This is a genomic window from Rhodococcus sp. 14-2470-1a (assembly GCF_002259425.1).
GTDB lineage: Bacteria > Actinomycetota > Actinomycetes > Mycobacteriales > Mycobacteriaceae > Rhodococcoides > Rhodococcoides fascians_E.
Genome location: NZ_NPFZ01000024.1, coordinates 257,763 through 279,952, shown reverse-complemented (window position 1 = coordinate 279,952; position 22,190 = coordinate 257,763). Strand labels below are relative to the sequence as shown.

Annotated in this window: 18 protein-coding genes; 11 read left to right on the top strand and 7 right to left on the bottom strand. The window is 65.8% G+C overall.

Annotation, left to right across the window (positions count from 1 at the left end; translation table 11 throughout):
* Positions 1 to 40: 40 nt before the first annotated feature.
* The gene (locus tag CH292_RS12620) at positions 41 to 532 is read right to left on the bottom strand and encodes a flavin reductase family protein (RefSeq protein WP_019665585.1); all 492 of its coding nucleotides are present in this window, start codon (positions 530 to 532) and stop codon (positions 41 to 43) included.
* Positions 529 to 1,041: an NADPH-dependent FMN reductase gene (locus CH292_RS12615; RefSeq protein WP_094654876.1), complete on the bottom strand. Its 513-nt coding sequence runs from the start codon at positions 1,039 to 1,041 to the stop codon at positions 529 to 531. The genes CH292_RS12620 and CH292_RS12615 overlap by 4 nt, the downstream gene beginning before the upstream one ends.
* A gap of 161 nt (positions 1,042 to 1,202) precedes the next feature.
* Here CH292_RS12615 and CH292_RS12610 point away from each other — a divergent pair, with 161 nt between their 5' ends.
* Complete coding sequence (locus CH292_RS12610) at positions 1,203 to 1,970, top strand: SGNH/GDSL hydrolase family protein (protein WP_020110491.1); 768 nt, start codon at positions 1,203 to 1,205, stop codon at positions 1,968 to 1,970.
* Here the strand turns inward: CH292_RS12610 and CH292_RS12605 are convergent, their stop codons facing one another.
* Both CH292_RS12605 and CH292_RS12600 read right to left on the bottom strand, forming a co-directional pair.
* A complete protein-coding gene (locus CH292_RS12605; protein ID WP_094654875.1) occupies positions 1,971 to 4,730 on the bottom strand; it encodes a VanW family protein in 2,760 nt (919 codons plus the stop codon).
* Between the two features lie 195 nt (positions 4,731 to 4,925).
* Positions 4,926 to 6,224: a CdaR family transcriptional regulator gene (locus tag CH292_RS12600; protein ID WP_269210580.1), complete on the bottom strand. Its 1,299-nt coding sequence runs from the start codon at positions 6,222 to 6,224 to the stop codon at positions 4,926 to 4,928.
* 148 nt (positions 6,225 to 6,372) lie between these two features.
* On the opposite strand from CH292_RS12600, the gene CH292_RS12595 reads away from it, so the two are divergent.
* From CH292_RS12595 to CH292_RS12575, 5 genes are read left to right on the top strand one after another with little or no spacing between them, the layout of a single operon-like run.
* Entirely contained in the window at positions 6,373 to 7,308 is a 936-nt protein-coding gene (locus tag CH292_RS12595; protein WP_373454679.1) for an ABC transporter ATP-binding protein, read from the top strand.
* On the top strand, positions 7,301 to 8,020 hold the full coding sequence (locus CH292_RS12590) for an ABC transporter ATP-binding protein (RefSeq protein ID WP_094654873.1): 720 nt from the start codon (positions 7,301 to 7,303) through the stop codon (positions 8,018 to 8,020). Before CH292_RS12595 ends, CH292_RS12590 begins: the two co-directional genes overlap by 8 nt.
* Positions 8,021 to 8,046: 26 nt before the next feature.
* Positions 8,047 to 8,925 (top strand): branched-chain amino acid ABC transporter permease, encoded by an 879-nt coding sequence (locus CH292_RS12585; protein WP_019665578.1) that lies wholly within the window; start codon positions 8,047 to 8,049, stop codon positions 8,923 to 8,925.
* Position 8,926: 1 nt separating this feature from the next.
* Positions 8,927 to 9,982 carry a branched-chain amino acid ABC transporter permease gene (locus CH292_RS12580; RefSeq protein WP_020110487.1) on the top strand — a complete coding sequence of 352 codons (1,056 nt, stop codon included), beginning with the start codon at positions 8,927 to 8,929 and terminating at the stop codon, positions 9,980 to 9,982.
* Positions 9,979 to 11,298, top strand: a complete 1,320-nt coding sequence (locus CH292_RS12575) for an ABC transporter substrate-binding protein (RefSeq protein WP_019665576.1) — start codon at positions 9,979 to 9,981, stop codon at positions 11,296 to 11,298. Before CH292_RS12580 ends, CH292_RS12575 begins: the two co-directional genes overlap by 4 nt.
* A 124-nt stretch (positions 11,299 to 11,422) precedes the next feature.
* Here CH292_RS12575 and CH292_RS12570 read toward each other — a convergent pair whose 3' ends face one another.
* Positions 11,423 to 12,721 carry an acetyl-CoA C-acetyltransferase gene (locus CH292_RS12570; protein WP_020110485.1) on the bottom strand — a complete coding sequence of 433 codons (1,299 nt, stop codon included), beginning with the start codon at positions 12,719 to 12,721 and terminating at the stop codon, positions 11,423 to 11,425.
* Between the two features lie 132 nt (positions 12,722 to 12,853).
* On the opposite strand from CH292_RS12570, the gene CH292_RS12565 reads away from it, so the two are divergent.
* The gene (locus CH292_RS12565; RefSeq protein WP_019665574.1) at positions 12,854 to 14,200 is read left to right on the top strand and encodes a 3-oxoacyl-ACP reductase; all 1,347 of its coding nucleotides are present in this window, start codon (positions 12,854 to 12,856) and stop codon (positions 14,198 to 14,200) included.
* Entirely contained in the window at positions 14,197 to 15,054 is an 858-nt protein-coding gene (locus tag CH292_RS12560) for a MaoC/PaaZ C-terminal domain-containing protein (protein WP_037139830.1), read from the top strand. Before CH292_RS12565 ends, CH292_RS12560 begins: the two co-directional genes overlap by 4 nt.
* A 116-nt stretch (positions 15,055 to 15,170) precedes the next feature.
* Here CH292_RS12560 and CH292_RS12555 read toward each other — a convergent pair whose 3' ends face one another.
* Complete coding sequence (locus tag CH292_RS12555; RefSeq protein WP_019665572.1) at positions 15,171 to 15,776, bottom strand: TetR/AcrR family transcriptional regulator; 606 nt, start codon at positions 15,774 to 15,776, stop codon at positions 15,171 to 15,173.
* A gap of 121 nt (positions 15,777 to 15,897) precedes the next feature.
* Positions 15,898 to 17,064 carry a glycoside hydrolase family 3 N-terminal domain-containing protein gene (locus CH292_RS12550; RefSeq protein WP_094654872.1) on the bottom strand — a complete coding sequence of 389 codons (1,167 nt, stop codon included), beginning with the start codon at positions 17,062 to 17,064 and terminating at the stop codon, positions 15,898 to 15,900.
* Positions 17,065 to 17,149: 85 nt separating this feature from the next.
* Here CH292_RS12550 and CH292_RS12545 point away from each other — a divergent pair, with 85 nt between their 5' ends.
* The 3 genes from CH292_RS12545 to CH292_RS12535 all read left to right on the top strand — a co-directional run bounded on the left by CH292_RS12545 (position 17,150) and on the right by CH292_RS12535 (position 22,190).
* On the top strand, positions 17,150 to 17,617 hold the full coding sequence (locus tag CH292_RS12545) for a universal stress protein (protein WP_019665570.1): 468 nt from the start codon (positions 17,150 to 17,152) through the stop codon (positions 17,615 to 17,617).
* Between the two features lie 84 nt (positions 17,618 to 17,701).
* A complete protein-coding gene (locus CH292_RS12540) occupies positions 17,702 to 17,872 on the top strand; it encodes a DUF2613 domain-containing protein (RefSeq protein WP_019665569.1) in 171 nt (56 codons plus the stop codon).
* A complete protein-coding gene (locus tag CH292_RS12535; protein ID WP_179277961.1) occupies positions 17,853 to 22,190 on the top strand; it encodes an alpha-(1->3)-arabinofuranosyltransferase in 4,338 nt (1,445 codons plus the stop codon). The genes CH292_RS12540 and CH292_RS12535 overlap by 20 nt, the downstream gene beginning before the upstream one ends.

Here is a 22,190-nt window from a genome sequence, read left to right as displayed (position 1 = left end):
CACAACGCCGCCGCGGCAACGCCGCACAACGCTGCCGCGGCTACGCCTGAAGCTTGCGGAACTTGCTGCCGTGGAAAATGATGGGGTCGATGTCGCTCTGGACCTTCAATGAATGGATGCGCAACAGAACGATCAGGTGATCTCCAGCCGGAACCTGCTGGTCGATCGTCGTGTCGAGCCACGCTGTCGCGCCCTCGATGAACACGGCGCCCTGCTCGGTGGTCGTCAGGTCGAGCCCGGCGAAGCGGTCACCCGTCTTGGCTGCAAGCGTCCGCGCAGCATCGTTGTGAGCCTCGCCCAGAACACTGACTCCGATGTTGGGGACGCCTTCGAGCTTGGGCCATGTGGTCGACGTGTTCTGAATGCAGACTGCCACCAGCGGCGGCTCGATCGACACCGCGACGAAGCTGCTCGCGGCGAGCCCGACCGGAACCCCGTCGATCTCCGCCGCGACGGCGACGACCCCACTGGGGAACTGCGCGTACGCCTGGCGCAACGTCGCCTGGTCGAGGTCGGTGTGTGTGAGCGTCATGCCGAAGCTCCCTTTCGTGCGTCTGCGGCGGCCGTGATGACGGGTCCCCATCGCCGCGCATAGTCCACGATACGAGTGTCCTCGGTGAAAGTGGTATCGATGAGGTACAGACCGGGAGCCGGCGTGATGGCGCCGAGCTCCACGAGCACCGGCTTGAGCAGCAGATCCGGAGCCAACGCGTGAGCAGGTCCCGCTCCGAGCATCAGTGGGACGGCCACCACATCACGCAAACCCTCGTCGGTGGCGAACTGGTCGAGGAACAACTTCAGCACACCGGTGTACGTGGCTTTGAACGTCGGGCTCGCGAACACGACGATGTCGGACGTCGCCACCCGGTCGACAGCCGCCTTCACCGCGTCGTCACCCCAGCCGAGCAGCCCGGATCCGAGCGTGATGACGTCCACCTGACCGTCGGCCTGCCCTCCGGTGATCTCCGACGCCAACAGATGCGCTGCCGCCAGAGTCCTGGATTCGGGTTTGGCATTGCCTGCCACCACGGTGACCGTCATGAGCCTTCTTTCGATCCGAGAACACATTCCCCATCAGCCAACACCTCACCGCGGACGGGTGTCCAGGTTCTGAATCACGCAGATCGAAACCCTGGGAATGATCGCCGACGTTCCTACGTCGTACTCTGAGGTAGTTAGCAGAACTCACAAAGGACGGTCCAGTGCCGACAATCGACACCTACATCGCTCTCGGCGACTCCTTCACCGAAGGCGTCGGTGACCCCGACCCGTCGAGCCCCAACGGAGTCAAGGGCTGGGCGGACCGAGTGGCCGACCAACTCGGCGCCCACAACCCGAACTTTCGATACGCCAACCTCGCAGTGCGAGGAAAACTCCTCGATCAGGTCATCCAAGACCAGGTCGGCACCGCGATCGACGTCGCCCCCGACCTGATCACCATCTACGCGGGCGGAAACGACATGATGCGGCCGAAGGTCGACATCGACGGAATCGTCGAGCGCTACGACGCCGCCCTCGCGGATCTGACATCGACCGGCGCACGCGTAGTGGCATTCACGGCCTACGACGCTGGATGGTCACCGATCTTCCGGACCTTCCGCGGTCGCACCGCGATCTACAACGAACTGCTCCGCGAAGTCGCCGACGACCGAGGCGTCGAACTGATCGACTACTGGCGTTTCGACGGCTACGACGACCCGCGCATGTGGGACTGGGATCGACTCCACATGTCCACCCGCGGACACACGAGAATGGCTGCGGAAGTGCTGGACTTCATCGGCGTCGAACACTCCATCTCGCTGCCGGCCCTCGATCCGCTGCCTCCTGTCGAGAAGGCACACCAACGACGCGAGAACGCCGAATGGGTCAAATCGTTCGCGGCGCCGTGGGTGTCCCGACGCCTCCGCGGTGCGTCGTCGGGAGACGACATCAGTCCGAAGCACACTGCCCCGCAACCGATCACGGTCTGACTATTCGCCGCCCTCCGCGGGCGGCGCGGCCGGAGGAGCTGCTCCGGCCGGTCGGTCGGCCGGCTCGTCCTCGGGCTCCGGTTCGGGCTCGGGCGATTCGCACCGGACGATCGGGATCGGGTCGTACTTGACCGTCCTCGTGTCACGGGAGATTTCGTTGCCGGTGGCGATGTCCGTGATCACCCGAGTATCGCTGGCGGTGAAACCGGGCCCACCACCGGACGGCACACACGCATTGCCGGCCGGCAAAGTGATGGTGTTCGGGCTCGTCGGATTGGACCGGGGCCCGGTGACGGATTGGACATCCACCGTCTTGGTGCCCCAGAGACGCACTGTCACATCCGAACTCGACCCGAACGACTCGATCACCACACCCGTCTTGCCGGTGTTGGTGAACTTCAGATCGATCGCACCCTCGAACACGGTCGCCTCGCGGGCCTCCGGGTATCGACTGATGTAGTAGCTGTGTTCGGTGTGCCCGGCATCTTCCATGCCGCCGAAGTACGCCGCGTTGTACAGCGTCGTCGCGAACTGACTGATTCCGCCTCCGACAGCCCTGTCCGGTCGCCCGTTGTCGATGATGCCCGATTCCACGAAACCCTGAGCCGTGCCACGAGGGCCCGTGTACTCGTTGAGCGAGAAGGTTTCACCCGGCTTCACCAACGCGCCGTTGACGATGTCGGCGGTCAGCCGAATGTTGACACCGGACGCGTATTCGAAACCGCCCGTGGTGTATTCCGCCACCACCTCCTGGATCCCGAGCGCCTGCGCACCCTCCGTCGTCAAGGCGGGTTGAGCCTGCTCGTAGATCGCGTCGCTGGAACGGGAATCAGAGGAGCCGAGCAGAGCAGGCAACTGCTCCAACGTCTTCGGCCACTGAACCAGTTCACCGACGACGGCGGGAACGACTGTCGGGGCACCGCCACCGAGCGCGAACGTCGCATCCTTCGGCGGGGTTTCCGTCGACGCCAACTGCGGGGCGAGAAGCGCCGTCGCGGCGGGGGTGTCGTACCTGGTTGCGAGAACACCGTCGCCGTCCGGCTCGAAGCTCAGCACCGCGGCCACGTTCTCCGGAGACAGCACCGCGCGCGCACCGTCGCGGCCGGTGAACACCACCGGCGCCGACACCGCAGGCGTGGCGACCTCGGCCAGAACACGATCGACCTCGTCCTGATGAACGGTCACGTCGACGGTCTCCACCGGTACCTCGACCGCACCGAACGCCCAGTTCGCCTCGATCTCGTCCCGCGCAGCCTGCACGTCCATCGTCTGCCCCGGCGCCGGGGTGACACCGACCGGAGTAGTGCCCTCGAACACCACATCGCCCTCCGACGGCGCTCGATCCGTCTGTGCCCGAATCGATTCCACACTGGCATCGAGCAGCGCGGCATCGACGGTCGACTCGACGCCGATCTCACGATCGGTGAAGAACGACATCACACGTGTGAACGGACTGACCGGCTGCGAACCGGCACGGTCGAGCGTCGTCGCCCAATCCACTCCGAGACCGGCCTCCGACGGCACCACCTGCAACTGCTGATCACCGGCGTCGACCACGACCGCCTCGTTCACACGGGGGCCGAGCTCGGACACGAGCTTCGCCTCGGCGTCCTCGTGGCTCAGACCGCCGACCTCGATACCGGCGACGGTGACGCCCCGGGGAACCGAACCACTCGTCGAGAGCATGTCCGCCGCGTAGAACACTCCCAGAATCGCCACCGCGGCGCCTGCAAGAACGGCAATCTTCATGCGAGAGAACTTCTCTTCTTCCTTGCCGGCGGGCTGTCCCTCCGTGTCGCCGTCAGCGGGCTCGGCAGGTACGAACTGCGCGGTGGGGGCAGGCTGCGCGGTGGGGGCAGGCTGATGTTCGGACGACGCTGCGACGACGGGAATCGCGACGGTGGCGCTGTCCTCACCCGCGGGCTCCGGGGCCATCGGCCCCCGATCACCGGGCGGTGTCACTGCGGAATACGCCTGCGTCGGAGCCGACTCGACTGGACCGGGCCCGACCGAGCTGACGTGCCCTGCTGCCGGAAGCCCGGAAGGGGGTGTGGGTTGGTCCTGCGTGTCGGGCTCGGGAGCCATCGCTTCGTCGGCATCAGGCTCTTCGGAGGTGAGCGGAGTCGGCGATCCCTCACCGGGGAGGCCCGCGACTGGTCCGTCCTCGAGTCGATCACTCTCAGCGACATCGTTCTCAGCGGCATCGTTCTCAGCGACATCGTTCTCAGCGGCAACGTCGTGAGATGCAACGTCGTGAGATGCAACGGCCCCAGCGTCCGTGACCGAAGAATTCTCTGCCGGAATGTCGGCGCCGTGTTCGTCCTCGGCTGTTATCTCATCTGCTGTCAGCTCGTCGGCTGAGACCTCATGGGCTGAGATCTCGTCGGACCGGTCTTCCGCCACCGGTCCCTGCTCGGCCGACTCCTGCTCGACGCGCTCCTGTACAGGTGGTTGAGGGACAGGGGGAACAGTTGATTCGGATGACTGAGCCGGGGACTGCCCGGGAGGGGGCTCGTCGGGATCGATGGCACGCATCACCTCGGTGATGGCCTCGTACGGCAGAACGTGCTCGGGCTCGGTGTCGACCGTTTCGACGTCGTCCCGTGGGTCGCCGTGCGCGCCGGCATCACCCGCATCGCCACGAAGCGCCTCGTCACGGGCTTCCTCGTCGGACCGGGAGCCGCGCTCGTGCTTGCCCTTGCCGTCTCCACCGACGCTCACGTTCTCGACCCTCCCGAAACCCCGGACGAACACCGACACTGTCGCGCACGAGCTTACGCATCGACACGTGAGGGGATCGACTCGAGCATCGGGAAACCCCGGCCGCCGCAGGCCCACGAAAGGGGCTCCACACCGCTGCCGGGTCGGGGGTCGGGCAGCAGTGTGGAGCCACTACGAGTATCGCGCATGCTTGTGAAGCGTTACAACCGATAGCGCGGTGTCTCGCCAATTCATTCAGGTGAATGATCGGCGGGGTGTCGTGCTGTCGCCCTGCCCGACAGCACGCACCCAATGACCGGTCCTGACCAGTGCGAGCGTGAGCAGAAGCCGATCCCTCGGATCGGTGAGGTCCTTGCCGGTCAACTCCTCGATACGACGGACTCGGTAGATCACGGTGTTGCGGTGGCAATACAGCACCTTCGCGGCATTCGTCGGCGATCCATCACTGGCAAGCACGTGGGCGAGCGTCTCGAGCAACGTCCCACGCTGAGGCTCGGGATGCGTCCACATGTTCCCCAACGCGTGGTGAACCAGTAGGTCCGAGGACTCCTCGTCGGCCGCCATGATTACGCGCGGCAGCCGATCGGTCGCCAATGCCACCCCGGCCTCCTCCGAAATCGTGTCCGCGGTGAGCGTCGCCAGCCGATACGCCGCCGCGAACGAGGACACACCGTCGGGCGAATGTGCCACACCCACCGGGCCCACCGCCCTGGCTGCGAGCGCGTCGACGACGGAATTCAACGATCCCTTCGTCAATGCAACGAGCGCGAACTGATGCCCGTCGCGGATGTTCCAATGAGACACCGCACCGATCTGATCCAGCGCATCCTCCGGCGCAGTGAGAGGCGGAGAACCCTGGTCGTCGACGGGCCCGACGACACACGCGATCTGCTGCGACGCCGAAAGTCCCAGTGTCGCACGCGCTTCGAGTACGAACGACGGATCACCTCCACGCCCGGACCGCAGGCCGTCCAGTACCACCAGAACGTTGGCAAGATCGCGTTGCTGCATCCGAGCGCTCTCGCGGCGGTACGCGTCGACCAGAGTCTCGTACTGCCCGTCGAGTGCACGCCACAACTGCTGACCCGCCACGAGAAGAAGATGTTCGTCGATGTCGGACCGCCGCCGATCACGCGCGTGAACCAACTCTTCCCACAGCGTCCGACTGCCGAGCGTGTACGCCTTGAGCACCAATTCCATCGGGATGCCCTGACGCGCACGCTCCCGCCCGGTGCGGCGCCACACCTCACGGGTGTTGTCGTCCGCGGCCGACACACCGGACAGCGTCCGTAGCCCCTGGCGTATGTGTTCGCGGGTACTTCGCCTGATCTCGCCGGCAATGTCGGGCGTCGCGCTGGCCAGGTACGCAGGTTCCTGCTCGATCAGCGCCAGCGTGATGGAGTCCGCAATCGAATCCGCCCGATCGATCAACGCCGACCACGCCCGTTGAATCTTCTCCTGATCCGACGCAGGCACCCGCACACGAGCAGCACCCACCGAAGGACGGTCGGTGGGGCGGTCGAAGGCAACCATCGACACAGTTTTGCGCATCCCGCCCAGTCGGCAGGGCGATTTGACCGGTACTGGTGCCGCGGGACCCAAACATTCTGTGCGCTGCGCCCATACCGCCCGTTGTGCGCGGCAACCATAGTGAACGCACACAGATTGTGAGGTGGATCACTTGAGTTCGACGGTTACCCCCAGTCCGATCTTCACCATGACCGACGTCGACGTCACGTTCGGCGGCGTCGTCGCACTGTCGAACGTCAGTCTCGACGTTCGACCCGGTGAAGTCCTCGGCGTCATCGGCCCCAACGGCGCAGGCAAGACAACACTGTTCAACGTTGCATGCGGACTCGTCCGCCCGCACACCGGAACGCTCACTCGAAACGGAGAGCCCCTGTCCCGGCTGCGACCCCACGACCTCCCCAAGCTGGGCATGAGCCGAACACTCCAAGGACTCGGCCTGTTCGACCGGATGAGCGTCGTGGACAACGTCATGATCGGCGCCGACAGACGGGCACGCACCGGAATCCTCGCCGGACTGCTCGGGCTGCCATCGAGTGCATCCGACGACGCCGCAGTGCGATCGGCCGCAATGGCCACGCTCGAACGACTCCGAATCGACCGGTACGCCGACCGCTTGCCGCCGAGCCTGCCCTACGCCGTGCGGAAACGCGTCGCCCTCGCTCGCGCACTCGTCAGCGAACCGTCACTGATCCTGCTCGACGAACCCGCATCCGGACTGTCCTCCGACGAGATGGCAGAACTGGGCAACGAAATCCGAGCCCTCGCCCACCCCGAAACAAATCCCTCCGCAGGCTCCACTCCCGCCGCCCCGGGTCATTCCGCAGGCTCCACTCCCGCCTCCCCGGGTCATTCCGCAGGCTCCACTCCCACCCCCTGGGGTCATTCCGCAGGCTCCACTCCCGCCCCCTCCGCGCCGGCGTCGGTGATGCTCGTCGAACACCACATGGACCTCGTGATGAGCGTGTGCGATCGAATCTTCGTCCTCGACTTCGGCAAGGTGATCGCCCACGGCTCACCCGACGAGATCCGTCAGGACCCGGCCGTTCTGGCCGCGTATCTCGGGAACGAGGTGACCCACGGTGACTGACTCGGCCCAGATTCACATCACGGACCTGACCGTTCGCTACGGACCTGTCACAGCGTTGGATTCGGTGTCCATGACGGTCGCAGCCGGTGCGATCACCGCGGTGCTCGGCGCCAACGGTGCCGGCAAGACCACCCTGCTCCGGACCGTGTCGGGGCTGCTGAAGCCCGAGTCGGGCAGCATTCGTCTGGCGGGCACGGAGCTGGTGGGAGTGCCGCCGGACCGCATGTCCCGCAAAGGACTTGCTCACGTTCCCGAAGGACGGGGCGTCATCGTCGAGCTCACCGTCGAGGAGAACCTCCGCCTCGGAGCTCTGGGACGCAACCGAAGTCACGACGCCGTCACGCTCGACCGGGTCTACGGCATGTTCCCGCCACTCGACGGTCGTCGCACGTCGTCCGCCCATACCCTGTCCGGCGGTGAGCGGCAGATGCTCGTCATCGGACGCGCGCTGATGGCAACGCCGTCCGTGCTCCTCCTCGACGAACCGTCGCTCGGTCTCGCGCCGAAAGTCGTCACGCAGATCTTCGACACGCTCCGCACACTCGTCGAAACCGAGTCCATGACAGTTCTTCTCGTCGAACAGAACGCACGAAGCGCCCTGTCGATCGCCGAACACGCCGTTGTCCTCGATCTGGGCAAGGTCGCCGTCGAAGGCCCAGCAGCCACACTCGCCGACGACGACGCCCTCCGACACGCCTACCTCGGGTTCTGACGCGAGCTGAAAGGACGCCACCTCAAGTGCAGCAACTGCTCACCATCCTCATCAACGGAGTGACGACCGGCATGATCTACGCCGCGTTCGCCCTCGCCCTCGTTCTGATCTGGCGGTCGACACGCATCGTCAACTTCGCTCAAGCTCCGATGGCCATGATCACCACCTACGTCGCGCTGGTGGTCATCGACGCCGGATACTCGTACTGGATCGGCTTCGGCGTCGCTCTCGTTTGCGGTCTGATCCTGGGAGCAGCCGTCGAACGTCTCGTGGTTCGGTTCGTCGACAGTTCGTCGCACATCAACCCCGTCATCCTGACGCTAGGATTGTTCATCATCATCCACGCGGTGGCAGCCATCGTGTTCGGCAACCAGTTCCGTTCCTTCCCTGCGCCGTTCGGCTTGACCGGCCAGAAGGTCGGCGATCTGAACATCGCGCTCACCGGGTACGACGTCTTCAAGATCGTGGCAGTGCTGATCGTCCTCGGACTGCTCGTGCTGCTGTTCCGGTTCACCGACCTGGGTTTGAAGATGCGTGCGAGCGCCTTCGAGCAGGAGGTGGCGAAACTGCTCGGTGTCCGCGTCGGCCGCATGCTGACCCTCGGATGGGCACTGGCCGCCGTGGTCGGATCCCTGGCGGGTCTGCTGATCGCGGGAGGCTCGTTGGTCCACCCCGGATACATGGATTCGATCGTCGTATTCGGTTTCGTTGCAGCCGTTCTCGGCGGTCTCGACAGTCCGGGTGGTGCCGTCGTCGGCGGCTTGCTGATGGGTGTGGGACTGAGCTTCGTCAGCGGCTACCTGGGCCAGGATCTGGTCTCCTCCGCGGCACTGGTGATCCTCATCGTCGTACTGCTGCTCAGACCGAGCGGGCTGTTCGCCGGCACCGCGGCGCGGAGGGTGTGACATGAACGCTGTCCTCACCCGCATGACATCCACGCCGGTCCGCCGCCACTTCCTCTGCGCGGCAATCGGTCTGGTCGTCGTCGTTCTCGCTCTCGAATCGCTGAGCACGTTCCGGCAGAGCCAGCTGACGTCGGTGGCCTACCTCGCGATCGCGGCCGGTGGCCTCACCGTCCTCACCGGACTGAGCGGTCAGCTCTCGCTCGGTCACGGAGCGTTCATGGCCGTCGGCGCCTACACCGCGGCCCTGATGCTACGAGCCCAGGATTCCGGGTGGTCCGTACCGTTGGTCCTGCTCGCCGCCACCGTCGTGACCGGCATCGTCGGAATCGTCGTCGGCGTCGCCGCGGCCCGTCTCCACGGACCGTATCTGGCGGGCGCGACGCTGGCCCTGGCCGTCGCCGTTCCTGGCCTCGCGTTGTACTTCAAGGACTACCTCGGCGGTGAGCAGGGCCTCGTGGTTCCCGCTCCGAAAGTACCGGGACCGATCGACGACGTCATGTACTTCATCACCGGAAACGAGCTCAGCGGAACCAAATTCGTCGCCTACGTCAGTTGGATCCTTCTCGTCGTCGTCTTCTTCCTCCTCGCCAACGTGTCCGCCAGCCGCATCGGACGACGCTGGCGAGCAGTGCGCGACGACGAGGTGGCCGCGGAACTCGCCGGGATCGACCTGGGCCGGGCACGAATACTGGCGTTCGTCGTCAGCTCGGCCTGCGCCGGAGCCGCAGGCGCTGTCCTCGCGATGTCCGCCCGCATCGCCGCACCGAGCGGATTCACGCTGACACTGTCGCTGACGTTGCTGTCGGCGGTGGTGATCGGCGGGCTCGGAACACTGTCGGGCGCCCTGATCGGAGCCGCACTGCTGACCTACATTCCGCCGGTGGTGACGAACCTCGGACTCGACGCCGGACTGAGCAGCCTCCAATCCGCCGAGCTCGCACCACTCGTCACGGGAATCTTCACGGTTCTCGTGATCCTGTTCGCTCCACTCGGTTTGACCGGAACCTACCGAAAGTGGCGTCTCACACGGAGCATCACGAGAAAAGGGGAACGATGAACAGAACCAGATCGCTGGCAGCGCGGGCGACCGCCTTGGTCGCGGTGGTGTCACTTGCCGCCGCGTGCGGCGCGGGAGGTAGAGACGAGGCCTCCGAAACGTCGGAGGGCTCGACCGTTGGCATCACCGACACGTCGGTGAAGATCGGTGCGCACTTCCCGCTGACCGGTGTCGCCGCCCCCGGATACAGCGAAATCCCCACCGGCGCACAGGCTTACTTCGACTACGTCAACGCCGCGGGCGGCATCAACGGCAGGCAGATCGAGTACGTCGTACGTGACGACTCCTACGACCCGACGACCACGACGCAGGTCGTCAACGAACTGGTTCTGCAGGACGAGGTCTTCGCCGTCGTCGGCGGACTCGGCACCGCGACACACAGCGCGGTGGTGGACTTCCTCAACGAAGAAGGCGTACCGGACCTGTTCGTCTCCTCCGGCGCGATCATGTGGGGCAACGACCCGGCGAAGTACCCCAACACGTTCGGCTGGCAACCCGACTACCAGGTCGAGGGCAAGATCATCGGCGACTGGGTCAAGAAGAATCGCCCGGATGCCAAGGTGGGCCTGTACTTACAGGACGACGACCTCGGACGCGACAGTGAAGCTGCGGTCCGACAATATCTCGACGACCAGATCGTCGAGGTGGTCCGCTACACCTCCGGCAACACCGACGTCGCGCCGCAGATCGCCGCACTCCAAGGCGCAGGCGCAGACCTGGTACTCGGTTTCAACGTCCCGTCCTACACCGCCCTCAGCCAGTTGACGGCGATGCGCCTCAACTACGACCCGGAATGGTTCTACTCCTCGATCGGATCCGACGTCGATCTCGTCGGGTCACTCCTCGGACGGTTCTCCCAGGGCGCCGTCACCGACGGAAACCAATCGCTCGAAGGCATGATCTCGCTCGAATACATCCCCGGAATCGACTCACCCGAGAACCCCTGGACCCAACTGTGGCAGAAGGTGTGGGCGGAGAACGGCGATGGCCAACCTCTCACCAACTACCGCATCTACGGCCTCAGCCAGGCATACGCATTCGTTCAAGCGTTGGAAGCAGCAGGCGAGAACCCCACTCGCGAAGGGATTGTCTCCGCCATCCAAGAGGGCGGCATGGACTTCCAGGGACCACAACTGGCGCCCTTCCGGTACTCGGACGACAGCCACCTCGGCATCTCCGGCGCAAGTGTGTACCAAATCGTGAACGGCGTACCCGAGTACCTGACACCGGTCCTACAGACCGACATCGGAGACTCGGAAGTAGTCGAGTACACCGGTGAAGAGTCCACCCCGCCCGAAAGCGGAATTCCCGGCTAGAACGACTTCTCGCAGGTCACGGTCGACAGATCCGTAAACCCCTCGCTTGCGGATCTGTCGACCGGGTCGTTCCGCAGGCTCCACTCCTGCCGACCGTCTGCCCCCTGGTTCGAGCGCCGGTTACCTAGCGCTCGATGATTGCGGTGACGCCCTGACCACCGGCCGCACAGATGGAGATCAGGCCACGGCCCGAGCCCTTCTCTGCGAGCATCTTGGCCAGCGACGCGACGATACGGCCACCGGTAGCTGCGAACGGGTGACCGGCAGCCAGCGACGATCCGTTGACGTTGAGCTTGCTCCGGTCGATCGACCCGAGCGCACCGTCCAGCCCGAGCCGCTCCTTGCAGTACTCGTCGCTCTCGAATGCCTGCAGCGTCGCGAGCACGACGGATGCGAACGCCTCGTGGATCTCGTAGTAGTCGAAGTCCTGCAGCGTAAGCCCGTTGCGAGCCAGAAGACGCGGAATGGCGTAAGTCGGGGCCATCAGCAGTCCGTCCTTGAACGAGCTGTTGCCGTGGATGTAGTCGACCGCAGCCGTCTCGGAGTCCACCAGATGCGCCAGAACCGGAAGGTTGCGCTCCGAGGCCCACTCGTCCGTCGACAACAGCGCCGCCGACGCGCCGTCGGTGAGAGGCGTCGAGTTGCCTGCCGTCATGGTGGCGTCGCCCAGCTTGTTGCCGAACACGGGCTTGAGCGTCGACAGCTTCTCGACGGTCGATCCCGGACGCAGGTTGTCGTCGCGGGTGAGACCGAGAAACGGCGTCACCAGGTCGTCGAAGAAACCGCGGTCGTACGCGGCTGCCATGTTCTTGTGGCTCGCGGCGGCCAGCTCGTCCTGGTCCTCGCGGCGAACACCGAACTCCTTGGCCGTGATCGCGGCGTGCTCGCCCATCGACAGGCCGGTCCGCGGCTCGCCGTTGCGCGGGATCTCGATGCCGAGCATGGACGGACGAACGTTGCCGAGCAGCTTGATGCGATCGGTGGTGGTCTTCGCGCGATTGAGAGACAGAAGGAATTCGCGGAGCTCGTCGTTGACGCCGATCGGCGCATCCGACGTGGTGTCCACGCCGCCACCGATGCCTGCATCGATACGTCCCGACGCGATGGCGTCGCCGACCGCGATGATCGACTGCAGCCCGGTGCCGCATGCCTGCTGGATGTCGAACGCCGGGGTGTACGGGCTCAGCGCGCTACCGAGTACGACCTCGCGGGTCAGGTTGAAGTCACGCGAGTGCTTGAGGACAGCACCGGCAGCAACGAGACCGAGACGCTCGCCCTGCAGCCCGAACCGGCTGACCAGCCCGTCGATGGTGGCGGTGAGCATATCCTGGTTGGAAGCCAGAGCGTACTTCTTGTCGGAGCGCGCGAACGGGATGCGGTTGCCACCGACGATTGCGACCGGTCGTAGCTGCTTGCTTGTCACTTTTCGTCTCCAAACATCGTGGAAAAAGACCCTGGTGGAGAATCATCTTACTGACGAGTAAGTTGGTTGTCGACACCCGGTCGTGCGCTCCCTGCTTCACAGAAGGGAGGCGCCAAATCGAAAGGTAGGACAGTGGCAGCCACCAAGGGAGCCCCAGACCTCTACTCCACGTTCCTGGCGTCCGCGCCCGGAGCCTTCATCGCCAAGCAGGCAGGTCTGCCGCAGCCCGAGAAGCTGCGTCGCTACAAGGCAGGCGAGCCGCCTCTCGCCGGCCCCGTGCTCATCGGCGGACAGGGCCGACTCGTCGAGCCGCTGCGCGAACTGCTGTCGGACTACCCGCAGGCCCAGGCACACGACGACAAGTACGGCGCCCTGGTCTTCGACGCCACCGGCATCGGCAACGTCTCCGAACTCGAGCAGCTGTTCCAGTTCTTCCAGCCCGTCATCCGCAACCTCGCACCCTCGGCGCGCGTCGTCGTCATCGGCACGACGCCGGAAGAGACCGCGAGCGTCGACGAGCACGTCGCCCAGCGCGCACTCGAAGGATTCACCCGCAGCGTCGGCAAAGAGGTCAAGCGCGGCGCGACGGCTCAGCTCGTCTACATCTCGCCCAAGGCATCGACCGGACTCTCCGGCCTCGAATCCACACTCCGCTTCCTTCTGTCCGCGAAGTCCGCATTCGTCGACGGCCAGGTCATCGCCGTCGGCGACGCAGACTCCGAGGCACCCGCATCCTGGGACAAGCCTCTCGCCGGCAAGGTAGCCGTCGTCACCGGCGCTGCCCGCGGCATCGGCGCCACCATCGCCGAGGTCCTCGCACGCGACGGCGCAACCGTCATCGCAGCCGACATCCCCGCTGCCGGTGAAGCACTGTCCGAGACCGCGAACAAGGTCGGCGGCACTTCCCTCGCCCTCGACGTGACGGCACCCGACGCCGGCGAGGTCCTCTCCAAGCATCTGCTCGAACGCCACGGCGGCGCGGACATCATCGTCCACAACGCAGGCATCACCCGCGACAAGACGCTCGCCAACATGGACGACAGCCGCTGGAACTCGGTCATCGGCGTCAACCTGGCTGCACCGCAGCGCATCACCGACCAGCTCGTGGCATCGGGAGCACTCAAGGAAGGCGGACGCGTCGTCGACGTCTCCTCCATCGCCGGTATCGCCGGCAACCGCGGCCAGACCAACTACGGCACGTCCAAGGCAGGCGTCATCGGCCTCGTTCACGCATCGGCACCGGTTCTCGCGAAGAAGAACATCACCATCAACGCCGTCGCCCCCGGATTCATCGAGACCGCGATGACGGCAGCGATTCCGTTCGCGACACGCGAGGCAGGCCGACGCATGAGCTCGCTGCTGCAGGGCGGCCAGACCGTCGACGTCGCAGAGCTGGTGTCCTACTTCGCCTCCCCCGCGTCCAACGCCGTCACCGGACAGATCGTCCGAGTCTGCGGCCAGAGCCTCCTCGGCGCATGAGCGTCGTCCAGCTCACGGAGCAGCCGAAGACGTCGGAGATCTACACTTCCGCTGCGCTCGGAGCCCTGCCGTTCCTTGGATCGAAGTCCACCACGGCGCCGTCGACGGTGTACGAGCTCCGCGGGCTTCGCGTCGACCCCGACAACCTGGCCGCGTACAGCCGGGCCACCGGCCTGCGGTTCGGTGACACCCTGCCGGTGACGTATCCGTTCACGCTCGTCTTCCCGACGGTCATGAAACTGATGGTGTCCAAGGCATTTCCGTTCGCCGCCATCGGATCGGTCCACGCCGAGAACGTCATCGAGCAGTACCGGGCAATCTCCTCCTCGGAGCCCCTGGATGTACGTGTGCACGCGGAGAACCTGCGTGAACACCGCAAGGGCTTGTTGATCGACGTGATAAGCGAAGTCAGCGTCGGACGCGAGCTCGTCTGGAAGCAGACCTCGAGCTTCCTGAGCCTGCAGAAGACCTCATTGTCCGGTGGACCTCGCGAAGCACCGCCCGCCGACGAGGTCCCGCCGCCCCCGACACGCACACTGCGAGTGGATCAGAAGACGATCAGCAGGTACGCATCGGTCTCCGGGGACCGCAACCCGATCCACGTGTCGTCGTTGGGCGCCAAGGCCTTCGGCTTCCCGCGGACCATTGCACACGGAATGTGGAGTGCAGCAGCAGTACTGCAGGTCATCGAAGGTCGCATCCCCGACAAAGTGACCTACAACGTCCGCTTCGGCAAGCCCATAGTCCTGCCCGCAACGGTCAACCTCTACGCCGAATCCGTCGGCGCCGGCTGGGACCTGTCACTCAAGAACCCGAAAAAGGGTTACCCCCACCTCACCGCAACCCTGCGATAGGTGCAGTTTCACCCCCTTCCGGGACCGAACGTGCCGTTCGGTCACTTCAAGTGACCGAACGGCACGTTCGCTCCGAAAGCAGGGCCAGCCCGCTCCCACAACGAGGGGTACGCCGGCTACTGCGTCGGAGCGGTTTTCTTGCCCGCCAGACCGCGCCAGGCGAGGTTTTCCAGCAGGTCCGCGGCGGCGTCGACTTCGATTTCTCCGCCGGCGACGCGGTCGGCGACGGCTTCGCCTGCACCGACGAGGGCCACTGCCATGAGGGGGAAGTTCTGGTCCGGATCCGGTTCCTTGGTGCTCATCTCGAGGAGACGGGCGGTCAGTTCGATCAGTCGGTCCCTGCTGCTCTGGACCTGTGAGGCGAAGGCTGTCTGGCCTATTGCCTGCCGGTACAGCACCATCCAGGACTTACGGTTCTCGCCGACGAAGCCGAGGAAGCCGAGAAGTGCGCGTCGGAGCTGTTCACGTGGGGTGAGGGTGGGGTCTGCCGCGGGCGTCAGTGCCTCGACGAATTTGACGCCTTCACGGTTGATGCACGCCGCGAAGAGCTCGTCCTTGGAGCCGTAGTACAGATAGAGCATGGGTTTGGAGATCGCCGCTTTCTTGGCGATCGCGTCCATGGAGGTCTCGTGAAAACCGTTGTCGGAGAACACGTCGACTGCCGCGTCGAGCATCTGCTGCTCACGTACGGCGCGCGGCAATCGCTTGGTGCCACCAGCCATGAGTCCTCCAAACCGATATCGAACTCATGACCTTACTCCACGGTAAGGAGGCCTGCGTCACTACTGCGCCTGCCGGATGCATGCCGCGGCGCCGAAGAAATCCGCGCGCACCCGGAAAGTTCTAGCAGACACCCTTGAAGCGAGCGACCGTCGCCGCGGACTCGTCGACCTGCGCTGCATCGAGGCGTCCTGTCGCCACGGCGTCCTCCAGGTTGTCGAGTACCTGCGGAACGTCGTCGGTGGTGAGCCACAGAGCGACGTCCGCGCCTGCAACGAGAGCTGCCTCGACAGCCGCGACGATGCCCAGCCGATCGGTGATGGCCGCCATCCCGCTGAGGTCGTCGGTGAAGATCGGTCCGGTGAAGGGCGCCGCACCGTACCCGACTCCGTCGCGCAGCAGCGACATCGCCGCCGGGCTGATGCTGGCAGGCTCACCCGGCTCGGTCAGGCCCGGTACATCGAGGTGTCCCACCATCACGCCGACACCGCCGGCGGACAGTTGCGCGAACGGGATCAGATCCGACTGGATCAGGTCCTCCAACGGCGGCGTCGTCACCGCACCGGTGTGCGAATCGCCGGATGCAGAACCATGTCCGGGGAAGTGCTTGATGACGGGCTGAACACCGGCGTCGCGCAAGCCCTGCGCGTAGGCACCGGCGTAGGCGACGACCTGAATGGGGTCGGCGGAGTACGAACGGTCGCCGATCACCGAATCGTTCGGTTGACTGCTGACGTCGACGACGGGCGCGTAGTCGACGGTGATCCCGAGGTCCCGCAGGCCGCGGCCGCGTTCGAGCGCCATCCGATACGTGGCGTCCACGGACATCGTCAAAGCCGTCCGACGCGCCGACGGGTCCTCGCCCAGCAGATCCGCGACGCGGGACACACGCCCGCCTTCCTCGTCGATGGTGACCATCGGAGGGACCGCTGCCGCGGCGTCGATCTGCGGAACCTCGCGGTTCGCGAGCGTCGACGAGTCCGTCCAGCTTCCGATGAAGATTCCGCCGACCTGTTCACGAGCCATGATGTCGACGGCATCGGCAGTCCCGGTCACGCCGACGGTCAGCAACTGCGCCAATCGCTGCCGCTCGCTGAGTGTCTCGACGAAAGCCTCGCAGGAGTTCACCGGAGCGTCGGGGGTGGGGGGAAGCGTCGTCGTGGTGGTCGTGGACGGCGGCAACGCAGACTCCGTGGCCACCTGAACCGAGTCACCGGACGAACACGAGGCCGTGAACCCGACCCCGATCACCACTGCAGCGACCGCGACGGGCGATCGGAATTTCCTCATGCCCCCGACCGTAGCGGAGTGGTCCCACACCGCTGTACGCGCGCAGTAACCTAAGGACAAAAGCGACACGAGGAGGGACTACGAGATGTCCGCAGACCTGATTCTCATTGCCTACGACGGCTCCGACAACGCCAAACGCGCCATCGAGTACGCCGGCCGATTCCTGACGACGACACGCGCGATCGTCGTCACCGCGTGGGAGCCGATGGTGCGCCAGGCAGCACGGATGTCCGGGCTGTCCGGCGTCATGCAGCCCGAATGGGTTCCCGACGACGAGGCCGAGGATGTGGCGCTCACCGACGCGAAGGTGACCAACGACGAGGGCGTTCGCCTCGCCCAGCAGGCCGGCCTTCAGGTCGAGGGCCACTGCGCGGAGTGCACGACGGCCATCTGGAGTGCCATCGTGGAGAAGGCCGACGATCTCGACGTGGACATCATCGTCACCGGCACTCGCGGCACGACGGGGTTGCGTTCACTTCTCCAGAGCTCGGTCGCGGACCATGTGCTTCGCCACAGTCACCGGCCTGTTCTGATCGTGCCGCCTGGAAAGTAGCCGCGCGTGCGCTCCGGCTACCGGGCCTGCGGGTGATAGCGTGAGCCGCGCACGCGTGCCAGTCGACGAAAGTGGAGAACCGAGATGAAGTTCGCTGTCCCGGGAGTTGTTGCTGCGGTAGTCGGCGCTGTGCTCGGTGCCGGGGTGGTATTCGGAGTCACTGCTGCGGCGGCCGACAACACGCGTCCCGAGATCGATCGCTCCGGCAATGCTGATTCGTCCCTGCTGAACCAGGTTGAGTACGGCAGCCGCTGACGCACCTGCTTCGATCTCTTCCGAACCACTCGGTCGTAGGTGGTTGCTCGGCGTCTCCACTCTGGCGTTTCTCCTCGCTTTCCTGCAGGTTCCCGGCTACACCGTTGCCGACACCAAGTACGACCTGACGCAGAATCCCCTCGGCTTCCTCGCGCGCGCCTCCCATCAGTGGACGTCGCAAGCTCCCCTCGGCCAGGTGCAGAACCAGGCGTACGGCTACTTCTTTCCGCACGGCGCGTTCTTCGCGCTCGGTGACATCGCGTCGATTCCCCCGTGGATCACCCAGCGCATCTGGTGGGCGCTACTGCTGACAGCCGGGTTCTGGGGCATCGTTCGCCTCGCCGAAGCTCTGGGAATCGGCAGCCGCAGCTCGCGGATCATCGCCGCCGTCGCGTTCGCGCTGTCTCCCCGAGTCATCACGACGCTCGCATCGATCTCGTCGGAATCCATGCCGATGATGCTGGCGCCCTGGGTACTGATTCCCATCGTCCGGGCGTTCCGCAGCAGCACCTCCACCCGCACTCTCGCCGCGCAATCGGCGGTGGCCGTGGCGTTGATGGGCGCCGTCAACGCTGTCGCGACGGCAGCCGCGTGCCTCGTCGGCGTCGTCTGGATTCTCTGCCACAGACCCAACCGACTGTGGATCGTCTTCGGTGCGTGGTGGGCCGGCTTCCTGGCCCTCGCGACCCTGTGGTGGATCGTTCCGCTTCTTCTGCTCGGCGCGGTCAGCCCACCGTTCCTGGACTACATCGAATCCTCGGGGACGACGACCCAGTGGGCCTCGTTGATCGAGATCCTCCGCGGGACGAGCAGCTGGACACCGTTCGTCTCGCCCGAGCGCGTCGCCGGAGCAGTGCTGGTCACGCAGCCGGCCGCCGTCGTCGCGACGGGAGTCGTCGCCGCAGCAGGTGTCGTCGGTCTCGCGATGCGATCGATGCCCGCCCGTGGCCGCCTGACCGTCATGCTGTTCGTCGGAATCCTCGGTCTCACAGCCGGATACGTCGGCGGACTCGGCTCGCCGATCGCCGACACCGTCCGCGTGTTCCTCGATTCGGGCGGCGCGCCGCTCCGCAACGTCCACAAACTCGAGCCGCTCGTCCGAATCCCTCTGGTACTCGGACTCGCTCACCTTCTCGCCCGAGTCCCGCTTCCCGGTGCCGCACCGACGCGCACCTGGCGAGCAGCCATCGCACACCCGGAGAAGGACAAGATGGTCGCCGTCGCCGGGCTCGTGCTCGTCGCGCTGACGTTCTCCACCTCCCTCGCATGGACCGGCAAACTCGCACCCCGAGGGGCATACCAGTCCATCCCGCAGTACTGGCACGACGCCGCGGACTGGCTCACCGCTCACGCGTCGGGCAGCTCACCCGACGGCTCCGATGCCGAGCGCGCGCTCGTTGTCCCCGGCGCGCCCTTCGCGATTCAGACGTGGGGACTGACTCGCGACGAACCACTCCAAGCCCTCGCGACGACGCCGTGGGCCGTCCGCGACTCGGTACCACTGACCCCGCCCGGTGCGATCCGGGCCCTCGACTCCGTCCAACGACTGATCGCCGACGGCCGATCCTCGGTCGGCTTGGCCGACACCCTCGTCGGGCAGGGCATTCACTACGTGGTCGTCCGCAACGATCTCGATCCCGAGACGTCGCGTTCCGCACGCCCCGTCCAGGTCCACGCCGCACTCGACGGCTCCCCCGGCCTCGAGAAAGTCGCGGAGTTCGGCGAGGACATCGCACCGGGAACAGTCGACGGCATCACGGTCGACGGTGACATGCGGCCGCCGTATCCGGCTGTCGAGATCTATTCGGTGAAGCTGCAGGAGCCAAGCTCGAAGGAATCTGAAGTTTCGGGGCCCTACACCGTCGATCTGAACCGTGTCCCGTTCGTTCAAGGTGGCCCGGAATCCGTTCAGCGACTGAACGAACAGCGGCGATCCGGTGTCCCCGACCCGGTGCCCGCAGGCCCCGTCATCCTCGCGTCCGACGCCACCACCGCGGGCCTGGACGTCGATTCGGTCACTGTCACCGATACTCCGATGAACAGGGAGACGGATTTCGGGCAGGTCGACAACCACAATTCGGCGCTGAGAACCGCCGACGATCCTCGTCGCTCGTTGAACGAAGTCGCGGACTATCCCGTCGTGGGCGCGGACACCGTCGACGGCGAATGGGAGGGCGCGAGCATCACCGCCTCGAGTTCCGCATCGGATTCCACTCAGATCGGTGGCACCAAACCGGGAAGCGGGGTCGCGGCGGTCGTCGACGGCGATCTTGCGACGAGCTGGGTCAGCAACGGCATCGAAAGCGCTGTGGGACAGTGGCTTCAACTCGATTTCGACGAGCCGATCTCCGGCGGGCTCCTGCATCTGCGTACCAGCCCGGGGACCATCGGTGACCCGGTGAAGTGGCTCGAGATCACCACTCCGGGTGGCAGTACCGCGGCGCGGGTCGACACTGCGGGTGAGCCCATGACCGTCTCGCTCCCCGGCGGATCGACACCGTGGGTGCGCATCACGGCGAAATCGACCGTGGACGGCACTCGGGGAAGTCAATTCGGAATCAGCGAACTGTCGGTGGAGGACTACTCGGACCGCGACAACCCGCAGCCCGTGTCGATCGTGCACCGTGCGGTGCTGCCGGGCGTCACGCCCGGAGCGGACGTCACGTCGTGGGACCTCGGCCAGGAGTTCCCCGGACGACCGGCCTGCCTGGACACCGAGGACCGAATCCGATGCAGCAGTGGACTGTCCGCGGCACCCGAGGAGCTCGGCAGGTTCTCGCGCACCCTGTCGGTGCCGACCGGAACCGCAGTGCTGCCGGAACTGACCCTGCGCACCCGACAGAGCCCCGAGCTGGAAGCGCTGCTGGCACAACCGGGACGACCCGTGGCAACGGGCGCATCCGACGTCGGCGACCTCCAAGGATCCGCCTTCGCGGCCACCGACGGCGACGACCGAACATCCTGGACCGCGCCCGAGAAGAGCATCGAGCAGCGAGCCGGAACGCAGCCGACACTGACGATCGACCTGCCCGCGCCGACGCTGGTGGACGGCCTCACCGTGACCCCGAGCCTCGGCGACCTGCCCGCTCACCCGACGACCGTCGCCGTGAATCTCGGTGGCGGACCGCAGGTTCGCGAGGTGGATCCCGACGGGCCGACGACCATCGATCTCGCGCCACAGGTGACGGATCGGATCGTGCTCTCCATCGTCGACTGGGACGATCGGCTGGACAAGAACTCCCTCGGCTTCGTCCTCCCGCAACCGCCCGGTCTCGCCGACGTCGCCGTGCTGTCGGGGGGCCGCGACATCGGCGCCGCTCCCGACGCAGCCGATGACCGCACGATCACCGTCGCCTGCGACGTCGGGCCGATCATGTCCATTGCGGGCCAGACCATCCGGGCGTCGGTGACGGCGACGGCGCGGCAATTCCTGTCGGGCGAACCACTGCAGGCGACCATCTGCGAGGGTCCCTTCCCCGTTCCGAACGAGACGCTCAACCCGATACCCCTGCCGGAAGGCAGACAGGACGTCGTCGTCGACCCAGGTGCAGCCTTCGTCGTCGACGGAGTGCGACTCCGCACGATGCCCGTCCCCGCCGTCAGCGCAACCAGCTCGTCTCCCCGAACCGCGGAGACGACAGCGTGGGACGCCGACCACCGAGAAGTGACCATTCGTGAATCGGACGTCGATCAACTGTTGGTGGTACCGGAAAGCAGCAATACCGGCTGGCACGCCACCGCAGCATCCTCAGGCTCCAGTCCCACCCAACCCGGTCATTCCGCAGGCTCCACTCCCGCTTCAGAACTGCAGGCTGTCACCGTCAACGGCTGGCAGCAAGGCTGGATCGTGCCGGCCGGGACGTCGGGAACGGTGACGCTCGAGTACCCGTCGGACAAGTGGTACCGACTCGGAATCTTCGGCGGATTGTTCCTGCTGATCCCGTTGGCGTTCTTCGCTCTTCGTCGAAGTCGCGTCACCCAGGACCCGGCACCACGGCCCTGGCGCAGCGCGGTGCTCGGGTGGTTCGGACTGACCGCGGCCGTCGCCGTGATCTCCGGGCCGGCCGGAGTTGCCGTCGTCGCCGCAGTCGCGGCCGTGGCAGTGGCCGTGGCCGTGGGCCGACGCTTCGGTCGATCGGCGGAAGCCAGGGCGGCGGTGTGGGTCGCCGGGGTCGGAACGCTGCTCGCGACGGCGTTGCTGTCGAAGGGTCCGTGGCGATCTCCCGATGGCTACATCGGCCACTCGTCGCTGATCCAGCTTGCCGCGTTGGTGGCACTCGTCGCCGTGGCAGTGAGTGCTCTGCGGGCTCGCCGATAA